This window comes from Marichromatium gracile, from assembly GCF_004343155.1.
Classification (GTDB): domain Bacteria; phylum Pseudomonadota; class Gammaproteobacteria; order Chromatiales; family Chromatiaceae; genus Marichromatium; species Marichromatium gracile.
This window is the reverse complement of record NZ_SMDC01000012.1, coordinates 67,368-85,079: the sequence shown is the minus strand read 5'-3', so window position 1 is coordinate 85,079 and position 17,712 is coordinate 67,368. Positions and strand designations below refer to the sequence as shown.

The following is a 17,712-nucleotide window of genomic DNA, read 5'->3' as shown; positions in this document are numbered from 1 at the left end:
CTCCTCCTCAGCGGCGACAGGCGCCTCCTCGGCGGCCTCGACGACGGCAGGCTCGGCAGCCTCGGCCTCAGCCGGTGCGGCGGTCTCCTCAGCGGCGACAGGCGCCTCCTCGGCGGCCTCGACGACGGCAGGCTCGGCAGCCTCGGCCTCAGCCGGTGCGGCGGTCTCCTCAGCGGCGACAGGCGCCTCCTCGGCGGCCTCGACGACGGCAGGCTCGGCAGCCTCTGCCTCGGCCGGTGCGGCGGTCTCCTCGGTGGCCTCGACGACGGCAGGCTCAGCAGCAGCAGGCTCCTCGGCCTTCGGCTTGAGCGGAGCCATGTGCTCCATCCAGGCCGGACGCGGCTTCGAGATCACCGCCGGCTCAGCCGGGGCGCTCTCCTCGGCCGGGGCAGCCTCCTCGGCAACCTCGGGCGCAGCCTCGGCAGCCGGGGCCTCCTCGGCGGCAGCGGTCGTTTCAACCGCTGCAGCCTCGGCCGGCGCCGCGACCTCTTCAGCCGGGGCGGCAGGCGCCGGGGCCGGCTCGGGCGCGGGGGTGAGCTTCACACTGCCGATCGGGGCAAGATGCTCGGCCACCTCAACCGGAGAGGGCTCAACCCGGTTCTCCGCACGCTTCTCCGCGACGGCGACATAGATACCGCCGCAGATCACGGCGATACCCACTGCCCAGACGAGTATCTTCCCAATGTCGACCGTTTCTAAAGATTCCCTCGCCTTCGCGAGCCGGGTCGCGCTCTCATTCATCAAACTGGTCCTCTTTCGTGAACGTGCAGGATGTCAGGGGCGACAACATGCGATGAGTGTTTGTATAGCCTGCCTAGGCTGCCTGAATAGGCGCAAGGGTTCAAGGGAGAATCACCCAGCCCAGAGAGCCGCGGCGCGGGGTGACGGGCCGATCAAGGCTTTACTCAGTCAATACTTACTATTGACTGAGCGCCGGGACGGTCATGCGGGCGATACGTTATATTCCTATGATTCTTCTGGGGCTGATCGATCAAACCTGCCGTCATCTGTGGGTCGTGCCCGCTTTATCGTTCACCTCGCAACGAACCGCGACCGCCCGGCCAACGCCCGGGCGGCGCAACCTCTAAGACCGGAGAAAGAACACAATGACCGACTACGTCCGCTGGCTGAGCGACCTCGGGATGGATGACGTGCCCATCGTCGGTGGCAAGAACGCCTCCCTGGGCGAGATGATCCAGAACCTGACCGATGTCGGTGTCCAGGTGCCGGGCGGATTTGCCACCACAGCCGAGGCCTATCGCGAGTTCCTCGCCAAGGACGGGCTGGATGCGCGCATCCGGGAGGCGCTCGACGCGCTCGACGTCGACGATGTCGCCGCCCTCGCCGAGGTCGGCCCGCGCATCCGCGGTTGGGTGATGGAGCAGCCCTTCCCCGAGGGGCTGGAGTCGGCCATCGACGCCGCCTACGCCAAGCTGGTCGAAGAGGCCGGCAGCGATGCGGTGTCCTGGGCGGTGCGTTCCTCGGCCACCGCCGAGGACCTGCCCGATGCCTCCTTCGCCGGACAGCAGGAGACCTTCCTCAACGTCCAGGGCCTCGACAGCATCAAGCATCGGATCAAGGAGGTCTTCGCCTCCCTGTTCAACGACCGCGCCATCTCCTACCGTGTCCATCAGGGCTTCGAGCACCACAACGTCGCGCTCTCGGCCGGCATCCAGCGTATGGTGCGCAGTGACCTCGCCGCCTCCGGCGTGATGTTCACCCTCGACACCGAGTCCGGCTTCCGCGACGCGGTGTTCATCACCGCCAGCTACGGTCTCGGCGAGATGGTGGTGCAGGGCGCGGTCAACCCCGACGAGTTCTACGTCCACAAGCCGACCCTCGAGGCCGGTCGCCCGGCGATCCTGCGTCGCAGCGTCGGCGACAAGGCCGTGCGCATGGTCTACAGCGACGCCGACAGCGACCAGCTGGTGCGCACCGAGCCGGTGCCCGAGGCCGACCAGCAACGCTTCAGCATCAGCGATGCCGAGGTCGAGGCGCTGGCCAAGCAGGCGCTGCTGATCGAGCGCCACTACGGCCGCCCGATGGACATCGAGTGGGCGAAGGACGGTATCGACGGGCGTCTCTACGTCGTCCAGGCCCGTCCCGAGACGGTGCAGAGCCGCTCGGGCAACGTCATCGAGCGCTACACCCTGCAAGAGAAGGGCGAGGTGCTCACCACCGGACGCAGCATCGGCAACCGCATCGGCGCGGGTGCTGCCAAGATCGTCAACAGCATCGCCGACATGCACCGTGTCGAGCCCGGTGATGTGCTCATCACCGACATGACCGACCCCGACTGGGAGCCGGTGATGAAGCGCGCCGCGGCCATCGTCACCAACCGTGGCGGGCGCACCTGCCACGCCGCCATCATCGCCCGCGAGCTGGGCGTCCCGGCGGTGGTCGGCTGCAACAACGCCACCGATGTGGTCAAGGACGGCCAGGCGGTGACCGTCAGCTGCGCCGAGGGCGACACCGGCTTCATCTACGACGGCAAGCTCGACTTCGAGCACAAGCGCATCGAGCTCTCGGCCATGCCCGAGATCCCGGTCAAGATCATGATGAACGTCGGCAACCCCGACCGGGCCTTCGCCTTCGCCGCCACCCCCAACGCGGGTATCGGTCTGGCGCGACTCGAGTTCATCATCAACAACATGATCGGCATCCACCCCAAGGCGCTGCTCGAGTACGACCAGCTGCCCGAGGAGCTGCGCGCCCAGATCGCCCCGCGCATCGCCGCTTACGACAGCCCGCGCGAGTTCTACGTCGCCAAGCTCGCCGAGGGCATCTCCACCCTCGCCGCGGCCTTCGCGCCCAACTCGGTGATCGTGCGCATGTCGGACTTCAAGTCCAACGAGTACGCCAACCTCATCGCCGGTCCGCGCTACGAGCCCGAGGAAGAGAACCCGATGATCGGCTTCCGTGGCGCCGGGCGCTACGTCGCCGATCACTTCCGCGAGTGCTTCGAGATGGAGTGCGAGGCGCTCAAGCGGGTGCGTGACGACATGGGCCTGACCAATGTCGAGATCATGATCCCGTTCGTGCGCACCCTCGGTCAGGCCAAGGCGGTCAGCGAGGCGCTCGCCGCCCAGGGTCTGGAGCGCGGCAAGAACGGGCTGCGCCTGATCATGATGTGCGAGCTGCCCTCCAACGCGGTGCTGGCCGACGAGTTCCTCGAGTACTTCGACGGCTTCTCGATCGGCTCCAACGACATGACCCAGCTCACCCTGGGGCTCGACCGCGACTCCGGTCTGGTCGCCGACTACTTCGACGAGCGCGACCCGGCGGTGAAGAAGATGCTCGCCATGTCGATCGCCGCCTGCCGCGCCAAGGGCAAGTACGTCGGCATCTGCGGCCAGGGCCCGTCGGACCACAAGGACTTCGCCGACTGGCTGCTCAAGCAGGGGATCAGCAGCATCTCGCTCAACCCCGACACCGTGATCGACACCTGGCTCTACCTGGCCGAACAGGCCAAGACCCTCTGAGGTCGACCCCGCACCGGCGCCGCGGCGCCGGTCGCAACGAACCCCGGAGCGCCACGGCGGCCGGGGTTTTTTCATGCCCGTTCAGCGCCCTGCGGCGTCGTCCTGATCGCCGCCTGTCTCGCTCGGCGCGGGCTCGGGGGCGGTCGGCGGCTCCTCGATCAGGTCGATGCCCTCCAGCACCTCCTCGACGTCGGGCAGCACCTCGGCGAACTCGACCCCGTACATCTCCCACACCGAGATGAACAGCGAGGCCACCACCGGGCCGATGAAGATCCCCGCCAGCCCGAACATGAAGATGCCGCCGAGGGTGCCGAAGAAGATCATCAGCTCGTGCATCTTGGTGTCCTTGCCGACCAGCACCGGGCGCAGCAGGTTGTCGAGCGAGCCGACCACCAGGCCGCAGAACAGCCCCAGCGTCACCCCGGTCACCACATCGCCCTGCACCACCAGGATCGCCACCGCCGGCGCCCACACCAGCGCCGCGCCGACGTTGGGGATCACCGACAGCACCGCCATCACCGTGCCCCAGAACACCGCGTTGTCGATGCCGGCGACGGCGAAGGCGATCCCCGCGAGCGTCCCCTGCAACAACCCGATCAGCAGCGAGCCCTTGAGCGTGGCGCGGGTCACCGAGGTGAACTTCTCCAGCATCACCCGCTCGTCGCTGGTCTTGAGCGGCAGGTAGTAGAGGATGCGCTCGATCAGCCTGGGCCCGTCCATCTGCAGGAAGTACATGCTGTAGAGCAGCACGAAGGTCATGAAGACGAAGTTCGCCGTCCCCAGCGTCACCCCCGAGACCCACTCCACCAGCAGCTTGCTGAGCGCGGTGGTGGCATTGCCGAGCTGGCCGAGGATCTCGTCCTCGTAGACCATCAGCTGATCGTAGAAGGGCAGGCGGTGCAGATGATCGGCGAGCACGCCGGGGTCCTGCAGCGAGCCCTTGAACCACTCGCCGATGGCGTGGCTGACATCGAGCGCCTGCGCCAACAGCACCCAGAACAGCACCCCGAGCGGGATCAGCACCACCACCGCCATGATCAGCAGGGTCGTCATCGAGGCCAGATGACGCCGCCCGGAGAAGCGCGTCTGCAACCTCAGAAACAGCGGCCTGGCCAGCGCGCTGAACAGCCCGGCGAGGAACAGCGCCATCAGAAAGGGCTGGATCATCGTCAGGAACAGCGCCGAGATCCCCAGCGCCAGCAACAGCACCACGGTCTTGTTGACGTAATCTTGATTCATCTTCGCTCTCGTCTTGCAGTCGCCGCGCCAAAGCGCGCGACATCGAAGGGGACGGGATCAACAGGATACGCGCCCTCCCCGGCCACGCACCCCGCCCCGTGAGCGCACAGCATAGCCGCTCGGGGTTAACGGATGCAGTCGAGGACGTTGGCGCGAATCACACGGGGCAGACAAGACTGGCGCAGAGAGACACAACCGACCCGACAGCAACCCCGCCATCGAACAGTGAGTCGAGCCAGAGTAGACGACCAGCCGCGCCAGATCAGTCTCGGCCGACCCGACCTGTTCGAAGCGGGCACCCGGGCCCCGCACGGGACCCGGGCGACCCTGCCGGGGTCTCAGTGCCCGCCGCCCTTGAGCGCGGCGTTGATCGCCTCGATGGTGTCCTTGGCGTCGCCGAAGATCAGCGAGGTGTTGTCCTGGTAGAAGAGCAGGTTGTCGACGCCGGAGTAGCCGGGACGCATCGAGCGCTTGAGGAAGTAGACCTGGCGCGCGCGACCGGCCTCGAGGATCGGCATGCCGTAGATCGGGCTGGAGGCGTCCTCGCGCGCGGCGGGGTTGACCACATCGTTGGCGCCGACCACCAGCACCACGTCGGTGCCGGGGAAGTCGGGGTTGATCTCGTCCATCTCCTGGACGTTTTCGTAGGGGATGTCCGCTTCGGCGAGCAGCACGTTCATGTGCCCCGGCATCCGCCCGGCGACCGGGTGGATGGCAAAGCGCACCTCCACCCCGCGCCCCTCGAGCTGCTGCATCAGCTCCTTGAGCGCGTGCTGGGCCTGGGCGACGGCCATGCCGTAACCGGGCACCACGATCACCCGCGCGGCGTCCTCCATCCAGTAGACGGCGTCCTCGACCGCCGCCGACTTGACCCCGCGCTCGGCGGCCTGGGCGCCGGCGCTCTCGCCGCCGCCACCGCCGCTGCTGCCGAAACCGCCGAAGACGACGTTGAGGATCGAGCGGTTCATCGCCCGGCACATGATGAAGGAGAGGATGGCCCCGGAGCAGCCAACCAGCGCACCGACGATGATCAGCAGGTTGTTGTGCAGGGTGAAGCCGGTGGCCGCCGCCGCCCAGCCGGAGTAGCTGTTGAGCATCGAGATGATCACCGGCATGTCGGCGCCGCCGATGGGGATGATCAGCGTGAAACCGAGCAGCAGCGCGAGCAGGGTCATCAGCAGCAGCGAGAGCAGGCTGCCGGTGAGCGCGAAGTGCACCGCCAGCGCCACCGTCGCCAGCACGATCAGGGCATTGAGCAGATGCTGCCCGGCAAAGCGCACCGGGGCGCCGCCGATCAGCCCCTGGAGCTTGCCGAAGGCGATCACCGAACCGGTGAAGGTGATCGCGCCGATCACCACCCCGGCCGAGATCTCGCTCATCAGCAGGGCGTCGAGCCCGCCGCTGGCGCTGCGCTCGAGGAAGGTGCCGATGCCGACCAGCACCGCGGCCATGCCGACGAAGCTGTGCAGCGCCGCGACCAGCTGCGGCATCGCGGTCATCTGGATACGCACCGCGACCACCGCGCCGATCACCGCGCCGATGGCGATGCCGGCGATGATGAAGCCGTAGGACTGCACCTGAGCGCCGAGCAGGGTGGCGGCGATGGCGATCACCATGCCGAGCATGGCGTAGAGGTTGCCGCGTCGCGCGGTGGCCGGGTGGGTCAGCCCCTTGAGCCCGAGGATGAAGAGGACGGCCGCGGCGAGATAGGCCAGCGCCTGATGATTGACTGAAAGCTCCATCGAAATGCCGTCCCTATCGCTTCTTCTTGAACATGGAGAGCATGCGGTGCGTCACCAGGAAGCCGCCGAAGACGTTGATCGAGGCGAGCAGCACCGCGAGGAAACCGAGCAACTGGGTCAGCAGCCCGGCCTCGGGGTCACCGGCGACCAGCAGCGCGCCGATCAGCACGATGCCGGAGATGGCGTTGGTGAGCGCCACCAGCGGGGTGTGCAGCGAGGGGGTCACGCCCCACACCACCCAGTAGCCGATGAAGCAGGCGAGGATGAAGACATAGAGCGCGATGATGGTTGGATCGAGCAACTCGGGCATGAGTCTCTCCGTTGGCAATGGGTGGACGGATGGCGGGCGCGCGCTCAGTCGGCGCGCGCCACCATCGCGGCGGTGATCTCGTCGTCCGCCGGGTCCCTGAGCTGGGGTCCGGACGCCCCGGTCTCGATCATCAGCTCGAGCAGGTTGGCGAGGTTGCGCGCGTAGAAGGCGCTGGCGTCGGCGGCGAGCAGTGCCGGGTAGTTGGTCAGCCCGACCAGGGTGACGCCGTGACGCTCGACGACCTCGTCGGCGACGGTGAGCGGGCAGTTGCCGCCACTGGCGGCGGCCAGATCGACGATCACCGAGCCCGGGCGCATGCGCTCGACCACCGTCTCCGGGATCAGCATGGGGGCCTGGCGACAGGGGATCTGCGCGGTGGTGATGATCACCTGGGCGCGCGCCAGCTCGTCGGCGAGCGCGGCCTGCTGGCGGGCCTTGGCCTCGTCGGAGAGTTCGCGGGCGTAGCCGCCCTCGCCGGCGCCGCTCTCGCCGAGATCGAGCTCGATCGGGCGCGCGCCGAGCGAGCGGATCTGTTCGTGGGTCTCGGGGCGCACGTCATAGGCGTGGACATCGGCGCCGAGCCGCCGTGCGGTGGCGATCGCCTGCAGCCCCGCGACCCCGGCGCCGAGCACCACCAGCCGCGCCGGCTTGGCCGAGCCGGCCGAGGTCATCATCATCGGGAAGAAGCGCCCGTAGCGGCTCGCCGCCTCGAGGGTGGCGCGATAGCCGGCGATGCTGCTCTGCGAGGAGAGCGCGTCCATCGACTGCGCGCGCGAGGTGCGCGGCATCCGCTCGAGCGGGAAGACCAACAGCTCGCGCGCCTGCATCGCCGCCAGCAGGTCGTCCTCGCCGCAACTCTCCAGAAAGCCGAGATAACGCGCGCCGCGGCGCATCAGCGCGACCTCATCGGGCTCGGGGCGGCGCACCTTGAGCACCAGGTCGGCGTCGTAGACCGTCTCGCGCGCGCCGAGGCTCGCACCGGCCTCGGCATAGTCCGCATCGGGGTAACCGGCGCGCGCACCGGCGCCCTCCTCGACCCAGACCTCCAGGCCCTTGGCCACCAGCTTGCGCACCACCTCCGGGGTCGAGGCCACGCGGGCCTCGCCGGGACGGCGCTCCATGGGAATGCCTATCTTCATTCGCGTCTGTCCCTTCTCGTCCTCGTCTCGACACGTGCATGATCGTGCCTGCAAGTCATTATCAGGACCGCCAAAGCAGCCCGCAACCGCGCCGGTCAGCCGGCACGCGCGTCTCGACAGCGGCGGTCGAAACCCTGTTCGGATCAGGGGTTAATCGGCAATTTAAAATATCTTTAAATGCTTATTCAACACCCAAACGGGATCGGGCGGGCGTGGCCCGCCCACGCGCTCAGCGTACCCGTAGCGCCAGCGGTCGCTCCTGGTTTTCCTTGAAGCTCTTGATGATCTGCGCCGAGACCTCCTCGATCGACTGGCTGGTGGTGTTGATCACCGGCACCTGGAGACGGCGGAAGATCTGCTGCGCCTGACGCAGATCCTGCTGGCACTTCGACAGCGAGGCATAGGGACTGCCGGGGCGACGCTCCTCGCGGATCAGCTGCAGGCGCTGGGGGTCGATGATCAGCGCGAACAGCTTGTCGCGACAGTCCCACACCTGCTTGGGCACGTCGCCGTGCTCGAAGTCCTCCTCGGTGATCGGGTAGTTGGCCGCACGCAGCCCGTAGTGCATCGCCAGATAGAGACAGATCGGGGTCTTGCCCGAGCGCGAGACGCCGAGCAGCACCACGTCGGCGCGGCTCAGGTTGTCGGGGCGCACGCCGTCGTCGTTGGCCATGGCGAAATTGATCGCCTCGATCCGCTTGGTGTAGAAGTTCGGTCGGGTGATGGCGTGGCTGCGCCCGGACTCGCGACTCGGCGAGACCCCGAGTTCGGCCGAGAGCGGCTCGACGAAGCCCTCGAACAGCTCCATGTAGAAGCAGTTTCCGGTCTTGAGGATGTCGCGGATCTCGTCGTTGAGCATGGTGGCGAAGACGATCGGTCGCACCCCGTCGCGCTCGGCCGCCTCCTGCATCCGCTGGGTGAGCGCCTTGGCGCGCATCTCGGTGTTGATGTAGGGCATGTAGACCTGCTCGAAGTCGACGGTGTCGAACTGCGACAGCAGGCTGTGGCCAAGGGTCTCGGCGGTGATGCCGGTGCTCTCGGAGACGAAGAAGACGGTTCTGTTCATAGACTCGATTCCAGACGGGGAGGAAGACACCCGCGACCGGGGCACACCCGGCCACTGTCCCTATCCTCGCATAAAGTCGCCAGCTATCAGCCGCCAGCCTCCAGTGGGCCTGTATCCGCAACGACGGCGCGCGCTTGCCGCCCCGTCCCTACGCCCAGCGATCGAGGGCAGACTGCGGCTGGCGGCTGGCGGCTGGCGGCTGGCGGCTGGCGGCTGGCAATATGATCATTTACTGATATTCTTGACGCGATCTCAGCCGGTCCTTCACCCGCCAACTCGAGGAGCCGATCATGGCCATCCGTATCGAGACCGACCAGGACCTTCGCGCCGCGCTCGACGCGCTCACGCATCGCGAGCGACGCGTCCTCGGTTGCCGCTTCGCCGAGCGTGTCGGCGCGCTGTGCAGCGATGCGCGCGTCCATCAGGCGATCGCCACCGGGGTCGATCCGGCCAGCCCCCCGGAGGCGCTCGCCGAGGCCTTCCGCATCGCCAAGGCGCACGCCACCCGCACCTATACCGACTGTGGCAAGGACACCGACTGGATGGCCCAGGCCGAGCACTTCGTCGCCGCCGCCGCCAGCGCCGCGCTCGCCCCCGAGGACGTACGTCGCGATGCCCGCAACCCCGCCTGGAAGGCGGCGGTGCAGGCACGCATGGCGATCAACTGCGCGATGATGGAGGACGATACGCAGTCGGAGTCCGCCGAGGTCGAGGCGCAATACGCGCTCGCCCGCGAGGTCCAGGGCTGAGCGGCCCGCTACTCCCGTCCCGCCGCCAGCATCTCGTCGTAGAGACGCCAGGCCTCGGCGGCGGCCTCGGGGTCGACCCGTTCGATCGCGTGCCCCAGGTGGACCACCACGTAGTCACCGACGACGAGCGGCTCGTGCGCCAGCATCAACAGGCTGGCCTGTCGCTCCACGCCCCCGGCCTCGCAGTGGGCGACCAGACCGTCGATCGCGCGGATCCGCATCGGTATCCCGAAACACATCTGTTCTCTCCCGACGGCCCGAGGCCGTCTCTCCAGCACGGCGCGCCCGCATCCAACCAGGATGGACCCAGACCATGCATCAGCCCCCATCACCGCCACCCCGCGAACCCGATACCCTGATCCTCGGCATCGGCAACCTGCTGCTCAGCGACGAGGGCCTCGGCCCGCGCCTGGTCCGCCGGCTCGAGGTCGAGTCCGGCCCGGGCGCGCCCTTCCGCTGTCTCGACGGCGGCACCCTGGGATTCACCCTGGCCACCGACATCGCCGCCTTCGCGCGGCTGATCGTGGTCGATGTCGCCACCCTGGGCGAGCCCCCCGGCACCATCCTGGTGTTCGAGGACGCGGCGATGGATGCGCATCTGCGCGCCCACGCCAGCAGCGTGCACGAGGTCGGGCTCGCCGACCTGCTCGACATCACCCGGCTCACCGACAGCCTGCCGCAGCCGCGCGCGCTGGTGGCCATCGAGCCCGAGCGGATCGACTGGGGCGAACACCTGAGCCTCTCGGTCGAGGCCGCGCTGCCCGGCGCCATCGCCGCGGTTCACGCCCTGCTCAGACGTTGGGACGATGAATAACCCCGCGAGACACTCACTATATTGGAGCTTGCTAACCTTCTTAAATAGCTGCGCCAAGTCAACTCGAAACGCAGACAAAGCGCCTAAACTCCCTCCCAAGGTCAGTCCGAGGTGAGCGACATGCCCACACTGGAATCCATCGCCCCCGCCGGGGACACGGACACGGACGCTCTCCCCCCCCTGCCCGGACCACTGGTCCCGCTGCTCCATGAGGTGCGCCACGCGCTCGCCCGGCTCGTCGCCGATGGCGGCGAACACCGCATCGACCTCCATGCCCTGCCGCTCGACGCCACGCTGATCGACCAGCTGCTGGCCTTCATCGGTCGCGGCGAGGTCGAGGCGCGGATCGAGGCCATGGGACCGACCCGGGTCCACGAGTCGGCCATCGCCGGGGTGTGGGTCGTCGACTACCGCGACGCCGACGACCAGCGGCTCGCGCTGCATCTCGAGATCGCCACCGTACCGCAGATCCTGCGCACCGATCGGGCCACGCTCAGCGCCGGTCTGCAGCGCCTCGACGCCGGGCTGGCCGGCGCGGGCGACCCGTCTCCACCGTCCTGACGCCACGAGGAGGGATCATGGCCGCCTCCCAGACACTCGCCGAGCAGCTGCGTGCCCAAGGGGTCTCGCGGCGTGGTTTTCTCAAGTTCTGCGCCGCCACCGCCTCGCTGATGGCGCTGCCGCCGAGCCTGATCCCGAGGATCGCCGAGGCGCTGGAGGCGGCGCGCCGCCCCTCGGTGATCTGGCTCTCCTTCCAGGAGTGCACCGGCTGCACCGAGTCGCTCACCCGCAGCCACGCCCCGACCCTCGAGGGGCTGATCTTCGAGGCGATCTCGCTCGACTACCACCACACCCTGCAGGCGGCCTCGGGCGAGGCGGCCGAGGCCGCGCGGCTGCAGGCGATGCGCGACAATGCCGGGGCCTATCTGGTGGTGGTCGACGGCTCCATCCCCGGTCCGGAGGCCAACCCCGGCTATTCCACCGTCGCCGGTCACAGCAATCACGCGATCCTGATGGAGACCGTGGAGCATGCCGCGGCGGTGATCGCGGTGGGCACCTGCGCCGCCTTCGGCGGACTGCCGCGCGCCGCCCCCAACCCCACCGGCGCGCGCGCGGTGATGGAGCTGGTGCACGACAAGCCGATCGTCAACATCTCCGGCTGTCCGCCGATCCCGATGGCGATCACCGGGGTGCTGGCGCATTACCTGACCTTCGGTCGACTGCCCGAGCTCGACGCCTACCGGCGGCCGCTGGCCTTCTTCGGCGAGTCGATCCACGACCGCTGCTATCGCCGTCCCTTCTACGACCGGGGCCTGTTCGCCGAGTCCTTCGACGACGAGGGCGCGCGCCAGGGCTGGTGTCTCTACCGGCTCGGCTGCAAGGGTCCGACCACCTACAACGCCTGCGCCACCCAGCGCTGGAACGGCGGCACCAGCTGGCCGATCGAGGCCGGGCACCCCTGTCTCGGTTGCTCGGAGCCGGCCTTCTGGGACGCCGGCGGCTTCTACCGGGCCGTCTCGGTACCACCACGGGTGAACGCCGCAGCACTGCTCGGCGCCGGCGCCGCCGGGGCCGCGCTCGGCGCCGGCACGGCGCTGGCCGCCAGGCACCTCACCCGCGACGAGCAGCAGCACCGCGAACCGGTCACCGTCGAAGAGCTGGAGAAGAAGCTATGAACGGCGCGATGGAATTCCTGCTGTGGACCAAGGGGCCGATGTTCCAGATCGCACTCGGCATCTTCGCCGTGGGGATGCTGGCGCGGCTGTTCGAGATCCTGCTGCTCGGGCGCGCCACCAACCATGCCGAGGCGCGCGCCGGCGAGTGGCTGCCGGGGCTGCGCACCGTCTTCACCCGCACCATCCCCGACCCCGGCACCTTCAGGCGCGCACCCTTCGACGTGCTGGTCGGCTGGGTCTGGCACCTCGGCTTCATCATTGTGCTGCTGCTCTCCGTGCCGCATGTGGAGCTGATCGCCGGGGTCTTCGGCGTCTCCTGGCCGGCCCTGCCCAACCCGGTGATCGACCTGCTCACCGCCATCACCCTGGCCGGGCTGGTCGCGGCGCTGCTCCATCGTCTGCTCCACCCGGTCAAGCGCCGGATCAGCATCCCCCAGGACTATCTGGTGTGGGCACTGACCTTCGCCGTGGTGCTGACCGGCTATCTCGCCTATCACCGGCTGGTCGAGCCCTATCCGCTGGCGCTCGGCATGCACATCCTCAGTGCCGAGCTGCTGCTGATCTGTCTGCCCTTCACCAAGCTCACCCATATCTTCACCACCGTCTTCGCGCGCTGGTACAACGGCGCGGCCTTCGGCCGCAAGGGGGTGCGGTCATGAGCGAACTCTCTCTCGAACGTGGACTGGCCGCGCTGCGCGCCGAGATCGACGCCCCGGTAGCGGCCTTCTTCTCGAGCTGCGTGCGCTGCGGGCTGTGCGCCCAGTCCTGCCCCTTCTATCTGGAGACCGGCGACCCGCGCTACACCCCGATCCTCAAGCTCGAGCCGCTACGACGGGTGTGGGAGGCCGAATTCACCCTGTGGGGACGGATCAAGCGCTGGCTGGGTCTGGGACAGGAGGTCAGCGACGCCATGCTCGCCGAGTGGGAGCCGTTGCTCTACGACAGCTGCACCATGTGCGGGCGCTGCTCCATGGTCTGTCCGGTGGGCAACGACCTCGCCTACATGATCCGCAAGACCCGTGAGGGCATGGTGCAGTCCGGCCACGCCCCGGAAGGGCTGGTCGCCGCCTCGGTGCGCGCGATCCAGACCGGCAGCCCGATGGGACTGCAGTGGAAGACGCTGGCGGTACAGATCCAGCACGTCGAGCGCAGCACCGGGCTGACGGTGCCGGTCGATCGCGCCGGGGCCGAGTATCTGGTGATGCTCTCGTCGATGGAGATCATCAACTTCCCCGAGTACCTCGAGGCGATCACCCGCATCTTCGATCACGCCGGGGTGCGCTGGACGCTCTCCACCCAGTGCTTCGAGGCCACCAACGCCGGCATCCAGATCGGCAGCAAGGACATCGCCGCCGAGCTCGTCGAGCGGGTGGTGGCCGCAGCCTCGGCGCTCGGAGTGAGCCGGGTGATCAGCCCCGAGTGCGGTCACGCCTTCACCGCGATCCGCTGGGAAGGCCCGAACCTGATCGGGCGCCCCTATCCCTTCCGCGTCTTCCACATCATCGAGGTGCTCGACGAGCTGCGCCGCGACGGACGACTGCACACCGAGGGCAAGGAGGCAGACCGGCTGTCGATGCACGATCCCTGCAACCTCGCGCGCAAGAGCGGGGTGATCGGCGAGCAGCGCGCGCTGATGGGCCTGGTGGCGGAGAACTTCGTCGACCTCGACGAGCACGGGCGCTTCCAGTGGTGTTGCGGGGCTGGCGGCGGGGTCAGCTCCAACGAGCGCGCCGAGCCGCTGAAGCTCGCCGCCTTCAAGCGCAAGAAGGCGCAGATCGAGGCGGTCGAGCCCGAGCGCATGGTGACCATGTGCGCCACCTGCCGCACCCAGCTCGAGGAGGGGCTCGAGGAGTTCAACATGGACATCCCGGTGGTCGGGCTGACCGAGATGATCGCCGAGCATCTGGTCGAGCGACCGGCCGTCGAGCCCGAAGCGGGCACCGAGTCCGGCCAGCCGGCCTGAGCCAACCCGCATGAGCCAGACCGGGAGACCCGGCCAGCAGCAGGAGAACCAGTTCCATGAGTCAACGTGTCGTCGTCGACCCCGTCACCCGCATCGAGGGGCACCTGCGCATCGAGGCCGAGCTGTCCGGTGACCGCATCGCCCGCGCCTACAGCTCGGGCACCTCGGTGCGCGGCATCGAGACCATCCTGCGCGGTCGCGACCCGCGCGAGGCCTGGGCCTTCGCCCAGCGCATCTGCGGCGTCTGCACCCTGGTCCACGGCATCGCCTCGGTGCGCGCGGTCGAGGACGCGCTCGGCATCACCCCGCCGCTCAACGCCCAGCGCATCCGCAACCTGATGATCGGCGCGCAATACATCCACGACCACGTGATGCATTTCTACCACCTCCACGCGCTCGACTGGGTGGACGTGGTCTCGGCGCTCGAGGCCGATCCGGCGGCAACCTCGACCCTGGCCCAGACGATCAGCGCCTGGCCGAAGTCCTCGCCGGGTTACTTCAGCGAGGTGCGCAAGCGGCTGCGCGGCTTCGTCGAGTCCGGCCAGCTTGGCATCTTCGCCAACGGCTACTGGGGGCACCCGGCCTACCGGCTGCCGCCGGAGGCCAACCTGATGGCGGTGGCGCACTATCTCGAGGCGCTCGCCTGGCAGCGCGACGCGGCCCGGCTGCACGCCATCTTCGGCGGCAAGAATCCGCATCCGAACTTCGTCGTCGGCGGCGTACCCTGCCCCATCGACCTCGATTCCGACTCGGCGCTCGACGCCAGCCGACTGGCCGAGGTGGCCGCGATCATCGCGCGCATGCGCACCTTCGTCGAGCAGGTCTATCTCCCCGACACCCTGGCCATCGCCGGCTTCTACAAGGACTGGGCCGAGCGCGGCGAGGGGCTCGGCAACTTCCTCTGCTACGGCGACCTGCCCAGCGGCGAGACGCTGAGCCCGGAGGGCTTTTTGTTCCCGCGCGGGGTGATCCTCGGGCGCGACCTCGACACCATCCACGAGATCGATCTCGACGACCCCGAGCAGATCCAGGAGTTCGTCGCCCACGCCTGGTACGACTATCCCGGAGGCAAGGATCAAGGCTTGCACCCCTATGCCGGCGAGACCCGGCTCGACTACGACGGGCGCGGCGGGGTGCGACCGCCCTATACCCAGCTCGACGTCGCCGATGGCTATTCGTGGATGAAGTCGCCGCGCTGGAAGGGCCACGCGGTCGAGGTCGGCCCGCTGGCACGGGTGCTGCTCCTCTACGCCCGCGGTCACGAACAGACCCGCGAACTGGTCGGTCAGGCGCTGCGCCAGCTCGATCTGCCGATCACCGCGCTCTACTCGACGCTCGGGCGCACCGCCGCACGCGCGCTCGAGACCCGCATCCTGGTCGACGCCATGGACGACTGGTATCGCGGCCTGATCGACAACATCCGCGCCGGCGACACCCGCACCTTCGACGCCCGCACCTGGGACCCCGAGACCTGGCCGCGCGAGGCGCGCGGCGCCGGTTACATGGAGGCCCCGCGCGGCGCGCTCGGTCACTGGATCGTGATCCGCGACGGTCGGATCGAGAACTATCAGGCGGTGGTGCCCTCGACCTGGAACGCCGGCCCCCGCGACGCCGCGGAGCAGCCCGGTGCCTACGAGGCGGCACTGGAGCACAACCACCAGCTGGTCGACCCCAGACAACCGGTGGAGATCCTGCGCACCATCCACTCGTTCGACCCCTGCATCGCCTGCGCCGTGCACCTGGCCGACCCCGACTCCGGCGAGCAGCTGGAGATCAAGGTCTGCTGACCCCGGTGCGCGGACAGCTCAGCGCCCGACCTTGATGGCCAGGCGCGCGCGGCATGGGAGATGCCCATAGGGCGGCCAGGTCGCGCTCAGCAGGCCTCGGACAGCACCTCGTCGACCCGGCTCGCAGACCGGGGGCGACTCGTGTGCGCGCCGACCGGTCGGGATGGCGCGACGGCCTCCGGGAGCGCTGCGGCGCTCACCTGCGCCGACTCGACATGGCCCAGCCCCAGCGCGCTCGGCACCCAGCGATAGGCCGCAGGCGAGCACATGCCGAGCATCCACCCGGAGGCGAAGGCCCAGGCGGGGACCAGACCGAAGGATTGGTAGAAATAGGTCACGATCGGACTCCACTGCTTGATCGATGCGCGTACGAGGAGAGTCCGTCGCCTGTCGCATACACCGGATTGGGATGGTCTCGCGCCGACATCGCCACCGGCGACTCAGCGGAGCCAGACACCATCGCTTTCGTCCTGGGTTCAGGGTAACCCAGACAGGGGCGGAGCGACGCGATCCGGGTCGCGTTTCACTCGCTCGCCCAGCACGACGGGCCGCCTCGCGGGCGAGGCATCGTCGAGGGCGTATACTGAGATGTTGCAATCCAACCTCCAGTGCGTCCCCGGACGCACCACCAGCAAGACATGACAGCATCAACCGATCTCAGCTTCACCATCCTCGGCACCGGCGCGCTCGGCGGCTTCTACGGGGCACGGCTGCAGGCAACCGGCGCAACCGTGCGCTTCATCGCCCGCAGCGACGCGGCGACCATCGCCCGCGACGGGCTGCGCGTCGACTCGCCCCTCGGCGACCTCCATCTCGACCCGGTCGAGGTCTATCGCGACAGTGACGCCATCCCGCCGAGCGACGTGGTCTGCGTCGCGCTCAAGACCATCCAGAACCACCGCCTGCCGACACTGCTGCGCCCCCTGGTCCGTCCCGGCACCATCATCCTCAACCTGCAAAACGGCCTGACCATGGAGGACGAGCTGGCCGCCGCCTTCCCCGAGGCGCGGGTGATCGCCGGGATGTGCTATCTGTGCTCGAACAAGGTCGGACCCGGACACATCGTCCATCTCGACTACGGCACCGTGAGCTTCGCCCCCTTCGACGAGCGCGACCGCGCCTGCATCGAACCGCTGATGCAGGCCTTCTCGGGCGCCGGGGTCGAGGTCGAGTCCCTGCCCGACCTGCACCAGGCACGCTGGCGCAAGCTCGCCTGGAACATCCCCTTCAACGGTCTCTCGGTGCTGCTCGACGCCGATACCGACCGGATCATCGCCGACCCCGACGCGCGGCGCCTCGCCCAGCGGCTGATGGCCGAGGTCGCGCGTGGCGCCGAGGCCTGCGGCCACCCCTTCGCACCGGACTTTCCCGAGCGGCTGATACGCTTCACCGAGCAGATGCGGCCCTATGCCCCGAGCATGCGGCTGGATTATCTCGACAAGCGTCCGCTGGAGCTCGAATACATGTATCGCCGCCCACTGCGGGAGGCTGAGCGCCACGGCGCGCAGCTGCCCGTGATCGCGGCCCTCGCCGATGCCCTGGCCTTCCGCGATCGGCACAACCGCGACGCCGGTTGAAGCCCTTCGCAGCCACGATGCGCCCCAGCAGATGGGGCGCCACCCATCGGGTGTTTCCCGCCAACCTCGACGATCCGGCCAGCGGCGCTTGAACCCACCCCAAGCGTCGCCACCATCCAACGGCGGTCTGGACGCACGATCGCCACCCCGGGACTGACCCGCGCCTCA

At 68.5% G+C, this 17,712-nt stretch carries 16 protein-coding genes; 9 read left to right on the top strand and 7 right to left on the bottom strand.

What is annotated here, in order from left to right; translation table 11 throughout:
* Positions 1–1,106: 1,106 nt before the first annotated feature.
* Positions 1,107–3,482 (top strand): phosphoenolpyruvate synthase, encoded by a 2,376-nt coding sequence (gene ppsA / locus EDC29_RS14670; RefSeq protein ID WP_132230490.1) that lies wholly within the window; start codon positions 1,107–1,109, stop codon positions 3,480–3,482.
* 81 nt (positions 3,483–3,563) lie between these two features.
* On the opposite strand, the gene EDC29_RS14665 is transcribed toward ppsA, so the two are convergent.
* From EDC29_RS14665 to ppsR, 5 genes are all read right to left on the bottom strand, one after another.
* Positions 3,564–4,721 (bottom strand): AI-2E family transporter, encoded by a 1,158-nt coding sequence (locus tag EDC29_RS14665; RefSeq protein WP_132230488.1) that lies wholly within the window; start codon positions 4,719–4,721, stop codon positions 3,564–3,566.
* Between the two features lie 338 nt (positions 4,722–5,059).
* A complete protein-coding gene (locus EDC29_RS14660; protein WP_132230486.1) occupies positions 5,060–6,463 on the bottom strand; it encodes an NAD(P)(+) transhydrogenase (Re/Si-specific) subunit beta in 1,404 nt (467 codons plus the stop codon).
* 13 nt (positions 6,464–6,476) lie between these two features.
* Positions 6,477–6,773: a proton-translocating transhydrogenase family protein gene (locus EDC29_RS14655; RefSeq protein ID WP_005220991.1), complete on the bottom strand. Its 297-nt coding sequence runs from the start codon at positions 6,771–6,773 to the stop codon at positions 6,477–6,479.
* 44 nt (positions 6,774–6,817) lie between these two features.
* Positions 6,818–7,912 carry a Re/Si-specific NAD(P)(+) transhydrogenase subunit alpha gene (locus tag EDC29_RS14650; RefSeq protein WP_123140715.1) on the bottom strand — a complete coding sequence of 365 codons (1,095 nt, stop codon included), beginning with the start codon at positions 7,910–7,912 and terminating at the stop codon, positions 6,818–6,820.
* A 229-nt stretch (positions 7,913–8,141) separates the two neighbouring features.
* On the bottom strand, positions 8,142–8,978 hold the full coding sequence (gene ppsR, locus EDC29_RS14645) for a posphoenolpyruvate synthetase regulatory kinase/phosphorylase PpsR (RefSeq protein ID WP_005220989.1): 837 nt from the start codon (positions 8,976–8,978) through the stop codon (positions 8,142–8,144).
* Positions 8,979–9,268: 290 nt separating this feature from the next.
* Here ppsR and EDC29_RS14640 point away from each other — a divergent pair, with 290 nt between their 5' ends.
* A complete protein-coding gene (locus EDC29_RS14640) occupies positions 9,269–9,727 on the top strand; it encodes a hypothetical protein (protein WP_123140714.1) in 459 nt (152 codons plus the stop codon).
* Positions 9,728–9,735: 8 nt separating this feature from the next.
* Here EDC29_RS14640 and EDC29_RS14635 read toward each other — a convergent pair whose 3' ends face one another.
* Positions 9,736–9,966, bottom strand: a complete 231-nt coding sequence (locus EDC29_RS14635; RefSeq protein ID WP_123140713.1) for a HypC/HybG/HupF family hydrogenase formation chaperone — start codon at positions 9,964–9,966, stop codon at positions 9,736–9,738.
* Between the two features lie 74 nt (positions 9,967–10,040).
* Between EDC29_RS14635 and EDC29_RS14630 the strand changes: the two genes are divergently transcribed.
* The 6 genes from EDC29_RS14630 (at position 10,041) to EDC29_RS14605 (ending at position 15,967) form a co-directional block, all read left to right on the top strand.
* The gene (locus EDC29_RS14630; RefSeq protein ID WP_123142065.1) at positions 10,041–10,541 is read left to right on the top strand and encodes a hydrogenase maturation protease; all 501 of its coding nucleotides are present in this window, start codon (positions 10,041–10,043) and stop codon (positions 10,539–10,541) included.
* A 120-nt stretch (positions 10,542–10,661) separates the two neighbouring features.
* Positions 10,662–11,102, top strand: a complete 441-nt coding sequence (locus EDC29_RS14625) for a hydrogenase expression/formation C-terminal domain-containing protein (protein ID WP_123140711.1) — start codon at positions 10,662–10,664, stop codon at positions 11,100–11,102.
* Positions 11,103–11,119: 17 nt separating this feature from the next.
* Positions 11,120–12,217, top strand: a complete 1,098-nt coding sequence (locus EDC29_RS14620; protein ID WP_123140710.1) for a hydrogenase small subunit — start codon at positions 11,120–11,122, stop codon at positions 12,215–12,217.
* On the top strand, positions 12,214–12,876 hold the full coding sequence (locus EDC29_RS14615) for a hypothetical protein (RefSeq protein ID WP_123142067.1): 663 nt from the start codon (positions 12,214–12,216) through the stop codon (positions 12,874–12,876). Before EDC29_RS14620 ends, EDC29_RS14615 begins: the two co-directional genes overlap by 4 nt.
* On the top strand, positions 12,873–14,180 hold the full coding sequence (locus EDC29_RS14610; RefSeq protein WP_123142068.1) for a (Fe-S)-binding protein: 1,308 nt from the start codon (positions 12,873–12,875) through the stop codon (positions 14,178–14,180). The genes EDC29_RS14615 and EDC29_RS14610 overlap by 4 nt, the downstream gene beginning before the upstream one ends.
* Before the next feature lie 56 nt (positions 14,181–14,236).
* Positions 14,237–15,967, top strand: coding sequence for a nickel-dependent hydrogenase large subunit (locus tag EDC29_RS14605; RefSeq protein WP_123142069.1), 1,731 nt, complete (start codon positions 14,237–14,239; stop codon positions 15,965–15,967).
* 86 nt (positions 15,968–16,053) lie between these two features.
* Here EDC29_RS14605 and EDC29_RS14600 read toward each other — a convergent pair whose 3' ends face one another.
* Entirely contained in the window at positions 16,054–16,305 is a 252-nt protein-coding gene (locus EDC29_RS14600) for a hypothetical protein (RefSeq protein ID WP_132230484.1), read from the bottom strand.
* A gap of 300 nt (positions 16,306–16,605) precedes the next feature.
* On the opposite strand from EDC29_RS14600, the gene EDC29_RS14595 reads away from it, so the two are divergent.
* Complete coding sequence (locus tag EDC29_RS14595) at positions 16,606–17,544, top strand: putative 2-dehydropantoate 2-reductase (protein ID WP_132230482.1); 939 nt, start codon at positions 16,606–16,608, stop codon at positions 17,542–17,544.
* Positions 17,545–17,712 lie beyond the last annotated feature (168 nt).

What these genes read in the sequence shown, in the direction of transcription:
- ppsA (WP_132230490.1), top strand. Translation starts at nt 1,107, where the DNA reads ATGACCGACTACGTCCGCTGGCTGAGCGACCTCGGGATGGATGACGTG.
- EDC29_RS14665 (WP_132230488.1), bottom strand. Translation starts at nt 4,721, where the DNA reads ATGAATCAAGATTACGTCAACAAGACCGTGGTGCTGTTGCTGGCGCTG.
- EDC29_RS14660 (WP_132230486.1), bottom strand. Translation starts at nt 6,463, where the DNA reads ATGGAGCTTTCAGTCAATCATCAGGCGCTGGCCTATCTCGCCGCGGCC.
- EDC29_RS14655 (WP_005220991.1), bottom strand. Translation starts at nt 6,773, where the DNA reads ATGCCCGAGTTGCTCGATCCAACCATCATCGCGCTCTATGTCTTCATC.
- EDC29_RS14650 (WP_123140715.1), bottom strand. Translation starts at nt 7,912, where the DNA reads ATGAAGATAGGCATTCCCATGGAGCGCCGTCCCGGCGAGGCCCGCGTG.
- ppsR (WP_005220989.1), bottom strand. Translation starts at nt 8,978, where the DNA reads ATGAACAGAACCGTCTTCTTCGTCTCCGAGAGCACCGGCATCACCGCC.
- EDC29_RS14640 (WP_123140714.1), top strand. Translation starts at nt 9,269, where the DNA reads ATGGCCATCCGTATCGAGACCGACCAGGACCTTCGCGCCGCGCTCGAC.
- EDC29_RS14635 (WP_123140713.1), bottom strand. Translation starts at nt 9,966, where the DNA reads ATGTGTTTCGGGATACCGATGCGGATCCGCGCGATCGACGGTCTGGTC.
- EDC29_RS14630 (WP_123142065.1), top strand. Translation starts at nt 10,041, where the DNA reads ATGCATCAGCCCCCATCACCGCCACCCCGCGAACCCGATACCCTGATC.
- EDC29_RS14625 (WP_123140711.1), top strand. Translation starts at nt 10,662, where the DNA reads ATGCCCACACTGGAATCCATCGCCCCCGCCGGGGACACGGACACGGAC.
- EDC29_RS14620 (WP_123140710.1), top strand. Translation starts at nt 11,120, where the DNA reads ATGGCCGCCTCCCAGACACTCGCCGAGCAGCTGCGTGCCCAAGGGGTC.
- EDC29_RS14615 (WP_123142067.1), top strand. Translation starts at nt 12,214, where the DNA reads ATGAACGGCGCGATGGAATTCCTGCTGTGGACCAAGGGGCCGATGTTC.
- EDC29_RS14610 (WP_123142068.1), top strand. Translation starts at nt 12,873, where the DNA reads ATGAGCGAACTCTCTCTCGAACGTGGACTGGCCGCGCTGCGCGCCGAG.
- EDC29_RS14605 (WP_123142069.1), top strand. Translation starts at nt 14,237, where the DNA reads ATGAGTCAACGTGTCGTCGTCGACCCCGTCACCCGCATCGAGGGGCAC.
- EDC29_RS14595 (WP_132230482.1), top strand. Translation starts at nt 16,606, where the DNA reads ATGACAGCATCAACCGATCTCAGCTTCACCATCCTCGGCACCGGCGCG.